Annotated in this window: 13 protein-coding genes and 1 pseudogene; 10 read left to right on the top strand and 4 right to left on the bottom strand. The window is 47.3% G+C overall.

The features are described 5' to 3' along the window. Positions 1 to 84 precede the first annotated feature (84 nt). From EHQ17_RS15070 to EHQ17_RS15050, 5 genes are all read left to right on the top strand, one after another. Entirely contained in the window at positions 85 to 2,181 is a 2,097-nt protein-coding gene (locus EHQ17_RS15070; RefSeq protein ID WP_135590556.1) for a PP2C family protein-serine/threonine phosphatase, read from the top strand. A 123-nt stretch (positions 2,182 to 2,304) separates the two neighbouring features. Beyond that, a complete protein-coding gene (locus EHQ17_RS20285; protein WP_135590557.1) occupies positions 2,305 to 2,439 on the top strand; it encodes a hypothetical protein in 135 nt (44 codons plus the stop codon). A gap of 84 nt (positions 2,440 to 2,523) precedes the next feature. Beyond that, a complete protein-coding gene (locus tag EHQ17_RS15060; protein ID WP_135590558.1) occupies positions 2,524 to 4,908 on the top strand; it encodes a glycosyltransferase family protein in 2,385 nt (794 codons plus the stop codon). Next, positions 4,908 to 6,053, top strand: coding sequence for a DUF445 family protein (locus EHQ17_RS15055; protein WP_135590559.1), 1,146 nt, complete (start codon positions 4,908 to 4,910; stop codon positions 6,051 to 6,053). Before EHQ17_RS15060 ends, EHQ17_RS15055 begins: the two co-directional genes overlap by 1 nt. 63 nt (positions 6,054 to 6,116) lie before the next feature. Continuing rightward, positions 6,117 to 6,824 carry a pirin family protein gene (locus EHQ17_RS15050; RefSeq protein WP_135590560.1) on the top strand — a complete coding sequence of 236 codons (708 nt, stop codon included), beginning with the start codon at positions 6,117 to 6,119 and terminating at the stop codon, positions 6,822 to 6,824. Positions 6,825 to 6,837: 13 nt separating this feature from the next. Here the strand turns inward: EHQ17_RS15050 and EHQ17_RS15045 are convergent, their stop codons facing one another. Further along, positions 6,838 to 7,833: a S1C family serine protease gene (locus tag EHQ17_RS15045; RefSeq protein WP_135590561.1), complete on the bottom strand. Its 996-nt coding sequence runs from the start codon at positions 7,831 to 7,833 to the stop codon at positions 6,838 to 6,840. Positions 7,834 to 7,912: 79 nt separating this feature from the next. After that, positions 7,913 to 8,332, bottom strand: a complete 420-nt coding sequence (locus EHQ17_RS15040) for an Rrf2 family transcriptional regulator (RefSeq protein ID WP_135590562.1) — start codon at positions 8,330 to 8,332, stop codon at positions 7,913 to 7,915. Between the two features lie 110 nt (positions 8,333 to 8,442). Here EHQ17_RS15040 and EHQ17_RS15035 point away from each other — a divergent pair. Then, a pseudogene (locus tag EHQ17_RS15035) lies at positions 8,443 to 9,681 on the top strand (adenylate/guanylate cyclase domain-containing protein); the annotation flags it as partial. Between the two features lie 21 nt (positions 9,682 to 9,702). Here the strand turns inward: EHQ17_RS15035 and EHQ17_RS15030 are convergent. Then, positions 9,703 to 10,008 carry a putative quinol monooxygenase gene (locus EHQ17_RS15030; protein ID WP_135590563.1) on the bottom strand — a complete coding sequence of 102 codons (306 nt, stop codon included), beginning with the start codon at positions 10,006 to 10,008 and terminating at the stop codon, positions 9,703 to 9,705. Between the two features lie 82 nt (positions 10,009 to 10,090). Between EHQ17_RS15030 and EHQ17_RS15025 the strand changes: the two genes are divergently transcribed. From EHQ17_RS15025 to EHQ17_RS15015, 3 genes are all read left to right on the top strand, one after another. Continuing rightward, positions 10,091 to 11,002 (top strand): NAD(P)H-dependent flavin oxidoreductase, encoded by a 912-nt coding sequence (locus EHQ17_RS15025; protein ID WP_135590564.1) that lies wholly within the window; start codon positions 10,091 to 10,093, stop codon positions 11,000 to 11,002. 355 nt (positions 11,003 to 11,357) lie between these two features. Continuing rightward, positions 11,358 to 12,167: a glycosyltransferase family 2 protein gene (locus EHQ17_RS15020; RefSeq protein ID WP_135590565.1), complete on the top strand. Its 810-nt coding sequence runs from the start codon at positions 11,358 to 11,360 to the stop codon at positions 12,165 to 12,167. Positions 12,168 to 12,275: 108 nt separating this feature from the next. After that, on the top strand, positions 12,276 to 13,943 hold the full coding sequence (locus EHQ17_RS15015) for an LA_3751/LA_3752 family putative glycosyltransferase (protein WP_135590566.1): 1,668 nt from the start codon (positions 12,276 to 12,278) through the stop codon (positions 13,941 to 13,943). A gap of 15 nt (positions 13,944 to 13,958) precedes the next feature. On the opposite strand, the gene EHQ17_RS15010 is transcribed toward EHQ17_RS15015, so the two are convergent. After that, complete coding sequence (locus EHQ17_RS15010) at positions 13,959 to 14,222, bottom strand: DUF1145 domain-containing protein (RefSeq protein WP_135590567.1); 264 nt, start codon at positions 14,220 to 14,222, stop codon at positions 13,959 to 13,961. Between the two features lie 103 nt (positions 14,223 to 14,325). Here EHQ17_RS15010 and EHQ17_RS15005 point away from each other — a divergent pair, with 103 nt between their 5' ends. After that, a complete protein-coding gene (locus tag EHQ17_RS15005; protein WP_135590568.1) occupies positions 14,326 to 15,288 on the top strand; it encodes an amidohydrolase family protein in 963 nt (320 codons plus the stop codon). Positions 15,289 to 15,352 lie beyond the last annotated feature (64 nt).

The raw sequence follows: 15,352 nt of genomic DNA, 5'->3' as shown, positions 1-15,352 counted from the left end.
CCCCGGTCGATCCAGTTCGATTTTACCGGGTAAAAAACGAAAAGGATTGAATGCGGAAAACCGATCCCGCATGCTCTTTCTTCTATGTTTGGAAAGGATTCGAAGGCTAAATCGGCGAACACCCGAACGGACGGTCGCGGAAAAAAACGACGGTCTTTACGAAGTCTGATTCTTTCGTATATTATACTATTCTTATGTTCTTGCTCCGAAAATCGGGCGCCGATCGCGGAGTCCGGAGTTTTAGACGCCTCTTCCTGGAATTTCGACCGGGACGGTTTGGTTTTGCGCGGGGAATGGACTTTTTATTGGGGACGTTGGAAATATTTTTCACAACCGCATCCTGACGAAAACGAAGGCGGGGTTTCCGAGATCGTATACGTTCCTTCCACTTGGAACGGGGATTCCAGAAAGGGAAAAGGATTCGGAAGTTACGTCCTCGACGTAAAACTTCCGGAAATTTCCGGTCCTTTGGGGTTGATTCTTCCGGATCAGAGTTCCGCGTACGAATTGTTTTTGGACGATAAACTCGTTTCCGTTTCCGGAGAAATCGTTCGGGACAAAGAGGGTAGGGTTTTGCGCGTAGAGGAGGGAATCAGGCCGCGTTTTTTGGAATTTCAACCTTCCGGAAAAAAAATCGGAATCGTATTACAAATCGCGAATGAAGATCTTCGGCTCGGGGGGTTTTGGTCTCCGATATTCCTGGGAAAATCCGAGACGGTCAGAGACCGTTGGAATCGTTCGTTGCGCGCCGATTGTTTTTTGGCGGGCGGGCTTCTGGTCATGTCCGTTCTTCATCTTATCTTTTATCTCATGAGGAAAAAGGAAACTCAGTCGCTTTATTTCGGTCTGTTTTGCCTTTTGATGGGAATTCGTTCCGTCGTCGCCGGAAACAGGGTCGTTCTGGAATATACGGAAATATTCAATTATGAGAATATTCTTAGAACCGAATATTTGACGTTTTATCTTTCCGTGCCCGTTTTTCTGAACTACGTAATTTCCCTTTATCCGAGGGATTTGAAACGTGTTTTCGTGGACGTACTTTGGTGGATTTCGCTGATCGCTTCGGGTGTAGTGGTTTTTTTTCCGATGCGGATCTTCACACATACGATCCCCTTGTATTATCTAAACGCGTTCGTGGCGGGGAGTTTGGGTTTGATCACCCTCATTCGGGCCGCATACAAAAAACGGGAAGGCTCCAGGATTCTTCTCGCGGGTTTCGTTTTCATCTATTTGGCGATGATCAATGATCTTCTCTACGTAAATTACTTCGTGGAAACGGGTTATTATTCTTCGGTCGGAACCTTCGTATTTCTTGCGGCGCAGTCGGTTTCCTTGTCGGTGCGGAATTCCAAAAACATGCAGAGGCTTTTGGAACTTTCCAGAAATTTGGAGCGAATGGTGGAGGAAAGGACGTTACGACTGAAGGACGCGTTACGCTCCATCGAGGAGGATCTTACGATCGCGGGAAAACTGCAGATCGATTTGCTGGAACTTCCTGAAAACGAATTCCTCGTAAAAAATCGAATCGGAATCCACACCGCGTATCGACCGATCTCACAGGTCGGCGGGGACTTTTACGTGGTTCGCAGCATCGGACCACAACGTATACGGATATTTCTCGCCGACGCGATCGGTCACGGGGTGCAGGCTTCTCTCGTAACGGTCGTAATTCAAAGTGAATACGATTCCATCTTCGATCCCGAACTTTCTCCCGGAGATCTTCTCACGGCTTTGTCCGAACGATTCTCTGCGCGTGTAGGGGACATGAGTCCTTTTTTTTCCGGGATGATCGCCGATTTGGATCTTCAGGAAAATCGAATTCGAATTTCGAACGCGGGAAATCCTCCCTGTATTTTGTTTCAAAACGGAGAAGCCAAAACCGTACAAAGGATTGGACCGTATGCCGGTATGATTCCGAATCATCGTTACGAAGAGACGGTCGAAACTCTTTCCTCCGAATTTCGAATGTTTTTCTTCACGGACGGTTTGCCGGATCGATTCATTTTTTCGGAAAGCGAATACGAGAATTTTTCGATCGAACGAACGATAGAAACTCAATCCCAAGAAAGTTTGCAAACGATCTGCGATACTTTGACCGAACTCGCCGATTCCTTGGGACTGCCCGATTTTAAAAAGGACGATATCACCTTACTTGCGATCGAACGATCAAATTCCGGATGAACCCGAGTTTTTGGATTTATGGAAAAGACGCTTTCAAAATCATGGCAATCGAAGCAGAATCGATCGGAAGTCATCGGTCGTCCGGTTTTGTTTTTAGATTCGGTAGAGTTCAAGGAGTCGCGTATGGCTTACAAACTGGACGGAGCAAAATTCCCCACCTTAGAAGAATTGATCGCAGCCTTATATCCCCTGTATGCGGATAAGATGTCGGAAGCGGAATTTAGGAAATACGTAGAGGAAAACGCAAGGGAAGAATAGAATTTTTCTCCGATCCTCGGAAAGCCGAATCGGTCGGATTCGTTTTGCTTGTCAGAAAACCGGCTTTCCTAAAACTATCATCCCATGCAAATCTTTCGGAGGAAATGGAAAATTCCTCATGCCGCGAGAAAACCTCTCGTCTTCTTTCTCGTATTTCTTTTTCTCACGATTGAATTCCGTTTTTTGATTTCGGATCGGGTTCCCGATTCGGTCTCATTGCAAAATCAATTTTTGATCGCTCAGGATTACCAAATCCTGTTTCGGAATTTTCTTTCCTCCGGTTACGATCGTTTTTTGCAGGGAGGAAGTCCCACATTCTACTTTCAATCCCCGTTTTTCTTTTTTCTCGTCTCCTTCTTTCATACGTTCTTATTGTTTTTTCTTCCGCTCGAGGTTTCGTTTAACTTCGGAATTCTTCTGACTCTGTTTTTATTTTCCTATGCTTTTTTGAAACTGGGATTTTATATTCTGACCGAAACCAATCTCAGTCCGGGCAATGCGCTTCTGGTTTTGACAGGATTGTTGTTCTACCTTTTGTATCCGGGCGATCGAACCGTCGGCGCGGGAATCGTGGGTGTCTTTCAGAATTCGGTTTCTTTTTGTCTCGGTTTGGGATTTTCGATTCTCGCGTTGTATTATTTGGAGAAGTTTCGGCATACGGGAAAGTTGTCCTCGTTCGCCAAAAATCTAACCGCGGGGGCTCTCGTATTTTATTCCCATTACGAAATGTCCCTGTTTTACGTGATTTCTTTGGGAGTTTATTTTCTGTTTTACAAGGACGAATTTTCGATTCCGGAAATTCTACTGATCTTTTTTCTGCCGTTCGTGTTCGCGTTTCCGATTTTGTGGAATTATTTCGCGTATATTCCGTTTTTGCAGAATCCGCCCGTATCGTTTCCGGTGAACGGCCTCTTATCGTTGTTAGGCGAAGAATTTTCGGATTCCATTTCCAAACCGGAAACATTTTTTCACGCGATGAAGGCGGTGTTTTGGGAGCAGTATTGGATCCATCTTCTGTTTCCGGTACTTTTTGTGGTGGGTATCCGTCTTTTGTTTATCCGGAAACTTCTGCCACCGATTTCCCGATTTTTGATCTTCGGAACCCTTTTGTTCTACTGGACGGCGACGGATTCCTCTTTGGCGATGATCTTTCCTTGGTTACACGTAAAGTGGTATACGGCCCTCAACGTTTCCCTCGTTTTTCTTACGTTATCCGCGCTTGTGACCGCCCGTTTTTTTCTCAAGAACCTTCCTTCCGGAAAATGGAAACTGATCGCGGGATTGATCCTGTTTTTACTCGGAACCTTCCGCTTTATCGTCGCGATTCCCGGAGCTCCTTCCGGGATGGAAAACATATCGAAAAATCCCTCCGAAGTATGGAAGGATCGGGAAGAATGGAGCCGTATATTTTCGAAAACCGCGGACGGAGCGCTTTTCGCATCGGAAGAGGTTTCGGGAAATTCCGACGGGGATTTTCGATGGATGTCGGTTTTGATCCGAAAGTCATATCATAGAAATATAATATTACAGAATCGTTATGAATTTTCCCTCCCCGCTACTCCGGAGGAGATAGTAAATCTTTTCCCTTCACAAGGGCCTAAACGCAACACCCAAAAAAAGAAAACCGCAGGAACTCATCCGGTTTATGAAAAGGAGAAGTTGGCACGTCTGTTTTACCGTCTGCTTCGGGATCGGGGCGTTTCGTATGCGGTTTTGCGATCCGAGTCCCTGCATCGTCTGGCCGCGGCCGCTCCCGAATTCTTCGAGGAACGGGAAAAGCGAGGGGAATGGATCGTTTGGAAATTGAAGTTGGAACGCCCGATAGTGGAGGTGTTGTCCGAAAAACCGGCGGCCCTTCTGTTCGACGACGTTTCGGAAAAGGGAGCGCCTTCCGCGGAGGATCTGTCGGAATTCCTTCTCACATCCGATTCCGGTCGTTCTACAATCCATCCGGTTCCGGTCACGGCGCAAGAATACGAGGCGGACAAAGGATCCTTTTCCGGTGCGTTTACCGTAAACGAATGGAACGCGTTTTACGCCGAAAGAACGCGGATCGAAGAAGCGCAGAGATCCAAGTCGATAATATCGTCGAAAAAAAACGCCCCGCCAAAGGCCTCCTCGGTTTCCGAAACGATCGGGGACGGGACCGTGTATCCGTATCTCTGGGACAATTCCAGAATCGTATGGAGTTCTCCGTCGAGCGGGAAAAACGTTTCCGAAACGGTCGGTTCGTCTGAGGTTTGTTCTCCGACCGTGATCCGATCCGGATTTTTTCCGCTCTGGAAATCCGCCGCGGGGGAAACGATTCACCGGACCTTGGAAGGACAATCGTATTTCTGCTCGAAGTCCTCCGAAAATACATTCGTATTTTATGATATTCGATCATATTTCGTCACCTTGATCCAGTTATTACTCCCGATTCTGTTTTTCGGAGCCACGTTTTTGAATCGAAGGAAACTTCAAAACTGATGCCGGTTTCCTCCCCGGGTTCCGCCAAAACCCCTTACAGGAGAAGACAACTTTTATCCCATCTTCTTCTGATCCTTTTCGGAAGCGGAATCCTTTCGGTTTCTTTTTGGGGAACTGAATCCGTCTGGTCCAAAATTCTTCTTTCGGCGTTGGAAGGAGGTTTGATCGGAGGTCTTTGTGATTGGTTCGCCGTCTGGAAAACGTACAAAGCGATCGAAGAGGATAGCGCCACTCTCGCTTCGGAAATAGGAAATTGGGTGGCGGGTGATCTGTTACATCACGAAGTGATCCGTTCCAGAATCCGTTCCGTCCTGGAAGACTCGGACACGAGGGAGGATTTGTATCGCGTTTTATCGGAGACTTTCGGAAACGAGGAAAAAACGCGGGAAGTGGTTTTTAACCTTTTCGAAAAGGTGGAGGAAGACATCGTCGATTACATAGTTCATTACGAATTTTCGGGAACCGACGTCGCTCTTCTCAAAGAGCTGAATCGTCAAAAGGAAATCATGGACACGATCAAACTTTTGATCGGCGAATCCATGATCCGCGTCGCGGATACGGAGGAATTCCGTTCGCTTCTTCAGGAAATATTAGGAAAAATGAATTTAGTCGCACAGGTCGTGTTGAACCTAGTAGTCGATTTTCCAAAAAAACTCAAAGAATACGGAACTCACGTCAAACAAGGGCTTGCGATCGAATCGAAGGACGAAAAGACGATCGAAAAGTTGGTCAATCTGATGGCCGCTTCCACGGAAACTTATATCTCCTCTTGGAACGAACTTTCCTTGGAACAAAGGGATAAAGCGGTCCGTTCTTTGACCGGTTTTTTAAAGGAACAGGCGAGCCGTCTTTTGGTCGCATTAATCCAAACACATCTTAAAGAGATCGGAGAAATATCCACTCTGCAGGAATATACCCCTCTTCGTTCCGTATTGGAGTTCGTGGAAAAGCGGATCGACGAGGGAGTTTCCGGTTATATTGGAAAACAGATCACCGTACGTCTTCAGAGTCTTGATCCGAAGGATTTGAGAAGAAATCTGGAATGGAAAACTAGGAACGTTTTGGAATCGATCCGGATCAACGGAAGTGTACTCGGTTTTTTTCTGGGTTTCGTCGCGGGATGGATCCGTTTTTTATTTCTCTGAATTCATATTCAAAAAAATGAATCCTCCTTCTCTCGTAGGCGCGTCTAATGCACAAGGAGAATCATGGAAACGATCTATCACGCACAAGGAACCAGGGGAAAAGCGGACTTCGGATGGCTCAAAAGCAGACATTCGTTCAGTTTCGGCTCGTACTTCGATCCCAACCGAATTCAATTCGGAAAACTCAGGGTATTAAACGACGATATCGTCCTAGGAGGAAAAGGTTTTCCTCCGCATCCTCACGAGAACATGGAGATCGTATCGATTCCGTTGTACGGAAGTCTCGAGCATAAGGACAGCGAAGGCAATCATTCCGTGATCCGCCCCGGCGAAGTGCAGATCATGTCGGCGGGAACGGGAATCGTTCACTCCGAATTCAACGCGTCTCCTTCGGAAGAAGTGAACTTTCTGCAGATTTGGATCCTGCCCGAAAGGACCGGAATCGTCCCGCGTTACGAACAGAAACGATTCGATCCCTCCCAACGGCACGGTAGGTTTCAGACCGTCGTATCTCCGAATTCGGAGGACGGAGCCGTTTGGATCAATCAAAAGGTGAGTTTTTCCCTTGCGATCGGAAAAAGAACATCAAAGATCGATTATATTCCAAAAAACGAAAACGGAGGAGTTTACTTTTTCCTGATTTCCGGTTCCGCGGAAATAGACGGAAAAAAAATCTCCGCCCGAGACGGACTCGGTCTGCTTTCGTCCCCGAAGATAGAAGTGAGTTTTTCTGAGGATTCGGAAATCCTCGCGATCGACACTCCCCTTTAAAAGAATCCTTCTCTTAGATCTCTCCTACGCGGATCCGGAACGTTCTCAAAGAACCTTCGCGCAGAACCCGTATGGGGAGTTCTCTGCGGATCGTGGATTCGTCCAGGGTTCGATGCATGTCGTCTATGGAAAGTACCGGTTTATCGTTTAAGGAAAGAATCATATCACCTTTTCTTAATAGACTGGAGGCGGCTGGCGAGGAGGATTCTATCTCCAAAACCAGAACGCCCGAATTCTGTTCCAGTTTATTAAAAATCTTTAATAGACTGGGAACGTTTTGGTTCTGACCGGCGATTCCCAGATAACCGCGTTTTACAAAACCGTCCTTCATCAGACGAGTGATCACGTATTCCGCGGTACCGGAGCCCACCGCAAAACAGATTCCCTGAGCCGAAGGTATGATCGCGGTGTTGATTCCGATCAATCGTCCCTTCGAATTGACGAGAGGTCCTCCGGAGTTTCCCGGGTTCAACGCGGCGTCGGTTTGAATCACGTCTTCGATCAATCTTCCGGAACGAGATCGAAGACTTCTTCCGAGGGCGCTCACGACTCCCGCGGTGACCGTCGATTCGTAACCGAGAGGGTTCCCGATCGCGATCGCAAGTTGCCCGGGTCGTATGGAGGTGGGGTCGGAGAATTGCAGATACGGATATCGATCGCTCGTAACTTTGAGTACGGCGATGTCGGTCATCGGATCCTCTCCGATCTTCATCGCTTTGAGACTTCGACCGTCCGGAAATTCGGCGCTGATCGTCGAGGAATTTTCCACGACGTGTTGATTGGTTACGATGAATCCGTCGGGTGAAATCAAAAACCCGGAACCGGAACCTCCTCCGGAGCGGGCTCCGATGACCTTGAGATGAACTACAGCGGGACTTACGGTTTCCACGGCGTGTATGACCGCTCTGGAATACGAATCCATCAGTTCTTCGTCGCGTTCTCCCGTTTGTGAAATCGGAACGTTTCGATTCCCCGGTAACTCTGAATTCGCCTGCACCCATTCGATCATAAAAGTAAACCTCCGGTTAAGGTTTAGACCCGGACTTCTTGATTTGTATTCAAAAAAGTTACAAAATAAAAAAGAAATGTCAGCGTTTGGGGAAGGTGAGGATTTCTTTGGTGATCGAATCCAGATTGGTGGAGCCGAGTTCGTCCTCCAACACCCGTTCCGCTTTTTCGTAGACTTTGGTGAGTATGGGTTGGATGGAATGGCCGCAGATGCACTTTTTGTTGGGAGTTTTGGAATGCATCTGAAAGATCTTTTCGTCGATGGCCTCGTATATCTCCCGGAGAGTGATTTCTCCCGATGGTTTGGCGAGAATATAACCGCCGTTAGGTCCCATCTGATTGCGGACGATTCCTTTGTTTTTCAAAAGAGACAGGATCTTACGGATGACCACAGGGTTGGTGTTGACACTTTCGGCCAATTCCTCCGAGGTCCTCGTCTTTCCTTCGCTCAACGAAAGCAGGGAAAGAATGTGGATCGCGACTGTGAACCGACTTGTCATATTCTGTAAAACTTCCGGTTACAGAATATGACACTCTAGAATCCTTGTCAAGTCAAAGAGGGGAGAAAAGCGGCTTGCAACCGTTTCTACTTTGGGGAAGATTGCGCTCCATGTTCCAGAGTTATATCCTCCGTTTTTTGGATCCGAAACTCGAAGCCGAGTTCAGATTTTTTCTTCGGAATCATATTGCCACGTTCGTTCGGATCGGCGCGATCTCCGCGATGATCGGTTACGTCGCGGTGTTCGTTTTGTTTTACGACGTACTCCTGATCCGGGATCAGAGAGTTCTCTGGATTATGGCCGGAAGCGGTCTTTTCGGAACGGCGCTTTTTACGAGCACGTTCCCTCGTTTTCGCAGATGGATGGTTCCGTTCTCCGTTTTTTCGAATCTGATGGGGGGGGCGGTCGCGGTGTTCGTTGGTTTCGTTTTTATCCGGAGTCAACACGCGATTCTACTTACCGTTTTGATCATCGTAGCTTATTACGCGTTTTTGGTTTTGAGGATCCGCACGCTTCCTGCGTTTTTGTGCACTTCCTCGTATCTCGCGGCGTATCAATTTCTTCTTTTAAACGATCCCCTTTTAGGTTCTCAGGAGAAAATGATTTACAGTTTTCTAATATGGTTTTCCGAATTTTTCGCGGTCATCGCGGGTTATACTCTCGAGCTGACGACTCGTAAGTTGTTTCTTCAGGCTAAAACGATCGAGGAGCAGACCAAGGATCTGGAACGCGAAAAGGAAAAGTCGGATCTTCTGCTCAGAAACATTCTTCCGGACGTCATCGCGGATCGCCTCAAAAACGAAAGTTCGCAGATCTCGGAATATTTCTCCGAATGTTCGATCCTGTTCGCCGACATCGTAGGATTCACTCTGCTCGCCGCCCGTAAATCTCCGGACGAACTAGCCGGTCTGCTCGACCGTTTTTTCTCCCGTTTGGACGAACTCGCGGAGAAACGAGGTGTGGAAAAGATCAAAACCATCGGAGACGCGTATATGGCCGCTGCGGGAATTCCGATCGCGTGCGAAGATCACGCGGCCAGAATCGGCAACCTTGCCTTGGACATCATCCGCGAAGTGAACACGAACGAGGAATTGATCCGCGAAAATTTGAATATACGGATCGGCATTCATTCGGGACCGGTCGTGGCGGGAGTGATCGGAAGGAAAAAATTCATCTACGATCTTTGGGGAGACGCGGTCAATCTCGCTTCGCGGATGGAATCGCACGGACTTCCGGGAAAGATACACGTTACCGAGGAATTCCACAAGGCTTCCTCCGATCTGTTTCGATTGGAACGAAGAGGGGAAGTGGACATCAAAGGAAAGGGGATCGTGTCCACGTATTTTCTCGCGGGTTGAATTCGAAAAAACTTATTTCTGAAGATCGGTTTGGATCGGAAGATATTGGATGGAAGTGCTTCCTTGGCTGAACCATTCCGGCACGGCTCTTCTCCAAGAAACGAATTGAGGAGTTTCCAAATGTTTTTTACGGGCCGCCTCGTTTCGGTAGGCTTCTATAAATAAAAAACGCGCCGGATCTCCGTCGGCTTGTAAAACGTCGAGTTTTAGAACGCCTTCTTCGGTTTCGACGGATTCCTTCGCCATTTCCGCACTCACTTGTTTGAACTGTTCTATCTTTTCTTCCAGAACCTTATACGAGGATACGATTACGATCATACGTTCAGAATTTCCGAACGCTTTCGGTTTGGGAAGAAAAATCCTCCTTGCTTTAAAGCGTCGAGTACGAAGAATTCCCAGAATGAAATTGAACACTCGTATCACCGAACTCCTCGGAATCGATCTGCCGATCATCGGAGCGCCCATGTTTTTGGTCTCGTATCCGGATTTGGTAGTAGCCGTTTCCGAAGCGGGGGGAATCGGTTGTTTTCCTTCTCTCAACTATCGTTCTCCGGAACAACTCAAAGAAGGTCTTCAGGAAATCCGTTCTAAAACGAAAAAACCCATCGGGGTAAATCTTATCCTCCACAAAGCGCACAATCCCAATTGGTCCAAACAACTCGAAGTAGTTTTGGATGCTAAGGTGGAACTTTTGATCACGAGTTTGGGAAGTCCTAGGACGGTCGTCAGCGAAGCGAAAAGTGTAGGCGCGAAAGTTTTCTGCGACGTGACCACGCTAAAACACGCCAACATCGTCGCCAAGGCGGGTGCGGACGCTCTTATCGCTGTGGCGCAGGGAGCGGGAGGACACGCCGGAAATACGTCCCCGTTCAGTTTATTTCCGTATCTCAAAAAAGAAGTCGGTCTTCCTCTAATCGCAGCGGGAGCGATCTCAGGAGGAGCACAGATGGCCGCTGCGCTCGCTTTGGGTGCGGACGCGGTTTACGTGGGAACACGTTTGATCGCCACACCAGAAGCGATGGCCTCCGAAGCCTACAAACAGATGCTCATCGAATCCGGACCGGAAGAGATCGTTTATACCGAGAAAATTTCGGGTATTCCCGCAAACTGGTTGAAAAAATCCGTGGAGAAAGCGGGCGATCTCTCGCACAGCGGAGAGTCGCAGAATCTGGACCAAGAATACAAACGTTGGAGGGACATATGGTCCGCGGGACACGGTGTCGCCCAGATCGAGGGTTTGATTCCCGCAAAGGACGTCGTACTCGGAATGGCTCAAGAATATTCTGATATTCTAAATCGATTACCGCGTTAGACGAAAGATCACGCTTCTTCGATGTAGGATCGGGTTTCGGAGATCGAGTCTCGGATCCTTTTTTTTACGGTTTCAGTCGTCGTAGAATACTTCTTTGGCGGAAATATCCTCCGTGTTTTCCCGAAGGAGTCCGCGTTCCCGTTTCGTTAGGAGGCTGCGGGTTCGGCGTTGCGGCGAACTCGTTCGCGTTTTTCGCTACGTCCTGGAACGGCAGGATTCGCCATTCTTTTCTGTCGGAAACCGGATTTCTCGTTCTTAGATAGGATCGGTATTCGCTCGAATCGACGCGGATGCGGGTTTTCCGACGACGTTAAACCGTTGACGATTTCAAATCTATGTAAGAATTGTATAGGGAATGGCCTTAGCTAAGAAAAAAAAATCCTCCCCACTCGTCTCGAAAAACGCGGCGAATAAAACTTCCCTTGTCATACCGATCTACAACGAGTCCGGTCATCTGGAGGAATTTCTGGAGCGGATCGACGCTCTGGCGTTGCCCACCGCAAAGGAGTTGATTTTTATCGACGATTGTTCCAAGGACGATTCGCGTTCCATCCTACAATCGTTTCGTTTTCGATCCGAACATCAAATTCTTCTTCAGGAAAAAAATCAGGGAAAGGGGGCGGCCTTACAATGGGGAATCGAGGCTGCGACTGGAAATTTTTTGATCGTTCAAGACGCGGATTTCGAATACGATATGGAAGAAATTCCCATGTTGCTTCAACCTTTGATTTCCGGAAAAGCGGACGTCGTGTTCGGTTCGCGTTTTAAGAAGGACGGAAGACAGGTTCATCGTACGTTTCATTATCTCATCAATCGTTTCCTTACGGTCGTTTCCAATTTTCTAAGCGGTCTATATCTTACCGATATGGAAACCTGTTACAAGGCCTTTCGGACCGAGATCATTCAGAACGTAAACCTGGAATCGAAACGGTTCGGATTCGAACCCGAGGTCACCGCCAAGATCGCCAGGCTGAAAATCCGTGTGCAGGAATTTCCGATTTCGTATTATCCGAGAAATTATCTAGAAGGAAAAAAGATCACTTGGAAGGACGGGGTGGCCGCGTTACGCCACATCGTATATTACAATCTGATACAATCCAAAAAGGCTTTTTTTAAAAAGGGGCTTTCCCCGAAATACGTTCCGAAAGGCGGTCACTGGCTTTGATCGTCGCCGATTCGGAAAAAACGAAAGTTTGGACCGGGAAGAAATTTTCGAATCGGAGTCAAACAACCGCCTAATCGTCGTATAACGAAGAACCGGATAAAAACCTTTATGCAGAAATTGTTCCAAAATCCGACCTTTCAAAAGTCAGTTTCGATTCTGCTCCGTGTGCTCGCCGTGTCGCTCGTTCTCTTGTTCGTTTGGAAACGCGCACGCTGGGACGGAGGTGTCGCACCTCTCATTCAAACCGACGCTCAGATCAAAACGTATCAGACGGCGCAGTACGCAGCAAACGGTCTTTCGGATCATCGTTGTTATTATGCGGGACGCGAATTCGATCCGGAGTTTCGTTATTTTCCGTTTCATTATCCTTGGGTGGTATACACGGAGGAAACCCGTTCCGAAAACACGTGCCGCTTTCAATATCCTTCTTTTTTTTCGCAGATGTTCGCGCCTTTGTATCGTTGGACGGGATATCGTTTTCTCAATTCGGCGATTCTGCTTTTTTATTTTTTGGCCGCCTTTTTGACGTATCGAATCGCGACCACAAGTCTGGGTTTATCCAAGAACTTGGGAATCGTCGTTTTTATTTTGGCGCTTACGGGTTATCCTCAAAATTCCGGTTTCGAATATTCGGAAACCGTAATCTCGAACGTGTGTTTTCTTTTTTTTCTGGATCGAACCCTGAACCTACTGGGTGAAAAAACGGACGAAGTCGTCTGGGTCTCGTTATTCTGCGGAATCGTAGGTTCTTTGGCGGTTTTTTTGCGTTCGGAAAGTGTGTTCTATTATTCCTCTCTCGGAATCGGAACTCTGGTTTTTTCGAAACGTTCCTTTCCGGTTCTTTTGAAGAAATTCAGATTTCTCGTGATCGGATTTTTGGTCGGTGGTTTCGTGTTTTCGTTTTCGAATTATATCGAATTCGGCGCGATTTTGGGAATCAGAAGTAAATTATCATATTCTGATTTTCTAAAGTTAAATTGGTCGGTTAAGCTGGAACTTCTCAAGGGTTATTTTTGGGGTTCTTCGATACAAGTCGGTCTGTTGGAATATTGTATTCCCATGTTGGCCGCGGTTTTCGCGTTTCCTATCTGGAAAAAAAGGGAAACGACCGCAATGTATTTCCTGCTTCTTTTTACGGCTATTTCGGGTATGGCTTTCGTTCAGGCCTTTAGTCCGTACAATCCCGGAGGTTTATACGCGGGTTTACGGTTTACGGAAATCACTTATTATTGCCTGATTCTACTCGCCGGAGCGATTCTACGTTCGATCGTGCCGGAAACGAAAAAGCCGATTCCGTATCTACTTTATATTTTATGTATATTGCAGATTTTCTTTTCCTTGTATCACACGAGGAAAAATCTGCAAGTCGTTGATTTCGTAAAAAAACATCACGACCTCCTTCAAAAAGAATGGGCTTCTTATCCGGAGTATCCCGTCGTTCACAAAAGTCTGTTCGATATGTTTTTGGTTTCCACTTCTTATTTGGACAAACCTCATTTCGTGGCAAAGGACGAAACCGTTTGGAAGGAATTGGAGGCCGTCCTCGCCGAAAAACAAGTTCCGGGAATTCAGGTTTTTTATTTCGGAACGACTCCGCCGAAAGACATCAACGCTCCCCAGGATTTTTACGAGGAATGGATCGATACGAAATATCCGATTCGGTCCGGTCGATATTCGTTGGAGGAGAAAAAAATCGTGGAAGGATTCGTTTTGGAGCGTTACGTCCTAAACCCCAAAACGAACGGAGAAAAAAAGAAAAGCACGACTTTAAAATAATAAACGAAGTGCCGCCTAACGATTCTTTAACGGAATCAGATGAAAGACCCCGAACACGAAAATCTGAAGCGAATCGAGATACGGGCGAGCGGACTTGTGTTTTAAGACCGACCAGAAATAGGCGATCTCGAAAAGATGCACCGTGAGCGTTCCGATTCCCACCAATCGCAGAAGATAATCGACCGGTTCACCGAGGGAAACCGCGCCGGCAAGATTTGCGACCACTATAATCCAAAAAAATACGGTTCCGATTTTTAACGCCTGGAAGATGGGATTCATAACTACCTCTGAAAATTTCAAGTAGCCTCTCCTTTCTTCCGAGAGGGTCAAGAAAAAAAGACAATGGGTTGACTCCCGTTCCTTGAACGTTACGTTTTCCACCATGCTTCCTTGTTGCCATTATCTTTCCTCTTCCGGTAGGAGTCCGGAAAAATCCCCGTTCCCTTGGAAACATCCCGATCGAATGCCTCCGCTTCGGGACGACGATGCGCCGGAACATCTGCCGCTTCTTCAAAAATACGGACTTCCGTTTATCATAGACGTTCATACGCATTTTTTTCCGGAATACGTGATGAAACGGATTTGGAAATGGTTCGACGGAGTTCACTGGGAGATCGCGTATCGGGAAAACGAAACCGCGAGATTGGAATCGCTTCGCAAAAACGGAATCCGTCATTTTACCACGCTCAACTACGCTCATAAGGAGAAGATGGCCGAGGGTCTCAACCGTTGGACGTTCGAAACACACGCAAACACGAAGAACGCGATTTTATTCGGCACGTTTTTTCCGGAAGAAGGTTGCCTTGAATACGTAAGACGCGCGGTGGAAGATTACGGATTCCGCGGATTTAAACTTCATTGTGAGGTGGGTCGCCTGGATTTGACGCGGAAAGAACTTTCCTCCACGTTTTCCTATCTGGAAAAGAAATCGATCCCGCTCGTGATCCATTCGGGAGACGCACCTTTGCCCGGGCCTTATACGAATATCCGTTATTTCAGAACCTTCATTGAACGTTATCCGACACTGAAGGTTATCGTGGCGCATATGGGAACTTCGGAGGTTTGGGAATACGCGGAATTGCTTTCGATTTTTCCGGAACTGCGTTTGGATACGACGATGGTCTTCGTGGATTTTCTCGCGACGGGAACGGACACCGATCCGTATCTGGAAGTGATCGAAAGATTCCCGGACCGGGTTCATTTCGGTTCCGATTTTCCCAGTATTCCGTATGCGCTCAGTCATCCGATTTGTAATCTGTTGAATTCAGCGTTGAGCGACGAAATCAAACGGAAAGTTTTTTTGGAAAACAGCGCCCGTTTGTTTTCGATCGATCCGAATTCGTAAACGTGCGCGTCAGGCAAAAAAGGTCGGTCCGATTCCCGGATCATTTTAGGAAAAAACTTGCCAA

Source organism: Leptospira gomenensis, from assembly GCF_004770155.1.
Classification (GTDB): Bacteria; Spirochaetota; Leptospiria; order Leptospirales; family Leptospiraceae; genus Leptospira; species Leptospira gomenensis.
The sequence above is the reverse complement of the archived record's forward strand: the minus strand, read 5'-3'. Positions and strand labels throughout refer to the sequence as shown.

Excerpts from the sequence above, each read along its gene's own strand:
- EHQ17_RS15070 (WP_135590556.1), top strand. The coding sequence starts at position 85 with ATGTTTGGAAAGGATTCGAAGGCTAAATCGGCGAACACCCGAACGGAC.
- EHQ17_RS20285 (WP_135590557.1), top strand. The coding sequence starts at position 2,305 with ATGGCTTACAAACTGGACGGAGCAAAATTCCCCACCTTAGAAGAATTG.
- EHQ17_RS15060 (WP_135590558.1), top strand. The coding sequence starts at position 2,524 with ATGCAAATCTTTCGGAGGAAATGGAAAATTCCTCATGCCGCGAGAAAA.
- EHQ17_RS15055 (WP_135590559.1), top strand. The coding sequence starts at position 4,908 with ATGCCGGTTTCCTCCCCGGGTTCCGCCAAAACCCCTTACAGGAGAAGA.
- EHQ17_RS15050 (WP_135590560.1), top strand. The coding sequence starts at position 6,117 with ATGGAAACGATCTATCACGCACAAGGAACCAGGGGAAAAGCGGACTTC.
- EHQ17_RS15045 (WP_135590561.1), bottom strand. The coding sequence starts at position 7,833 with ATGATCGAATGGGTGCAGGCGAATTCAGAGTTACCGGGGAATCGAAAC.
- EHQ17_RS15040 (WP_135590562.1), bottom strand. The coding sequence starts at position 8,332 with ATGACAAGTCGGTTCACAGTCGCGATCCACATTCTTTCCCTGCTTTCG.
- EHQ17_RS15030 (WP_135590563.1), bottom strand. The coding sequence starts at position 10,008 with ATGATCGTAATCGTATCCTCGTATAAGGTTCTGGAAGAAAAGATAGAA.
- EHQ17_RS15025 (WP_135590564.1), top strand. The coding sequence starts at position 10,091 with ATGAAATTGAACACTCGTATCACCGAACTCCTCGGAATCGATCTGCCG.
- EHQ17_RS15020 (WP_135590565.1), top strand. The coding sequence starts at position 11,358 with ATGGCCTTAGCTAAGAAAAAAAAATCCTCCCCACTCGTCTCGAAAAAC.
- EHQ17_RS15015 (WP_135590566.1), top strand. The coding sequence starts at position 12,276 with ATGCAGAAATTGTTCCAAAATCCGACCTTTCAAAAGTCAGTTTCGATT.
- EHQ17_RS15010 (WP_135590567.1), bottom strand. The coding sequence starts at position 14,222 with ATGAATCCCATCTTCCAGGCGTTAAAAATCGGAACCGTATTTTTTTGG.
- EHQ17_RS15005 (WP_135590568.1), top strand. The coding sequence starts at position 14,326 with ATGCTTCCTTGTTGCCATTATCTTTCCTCTTCCGGTAGGAGTCCGGAA.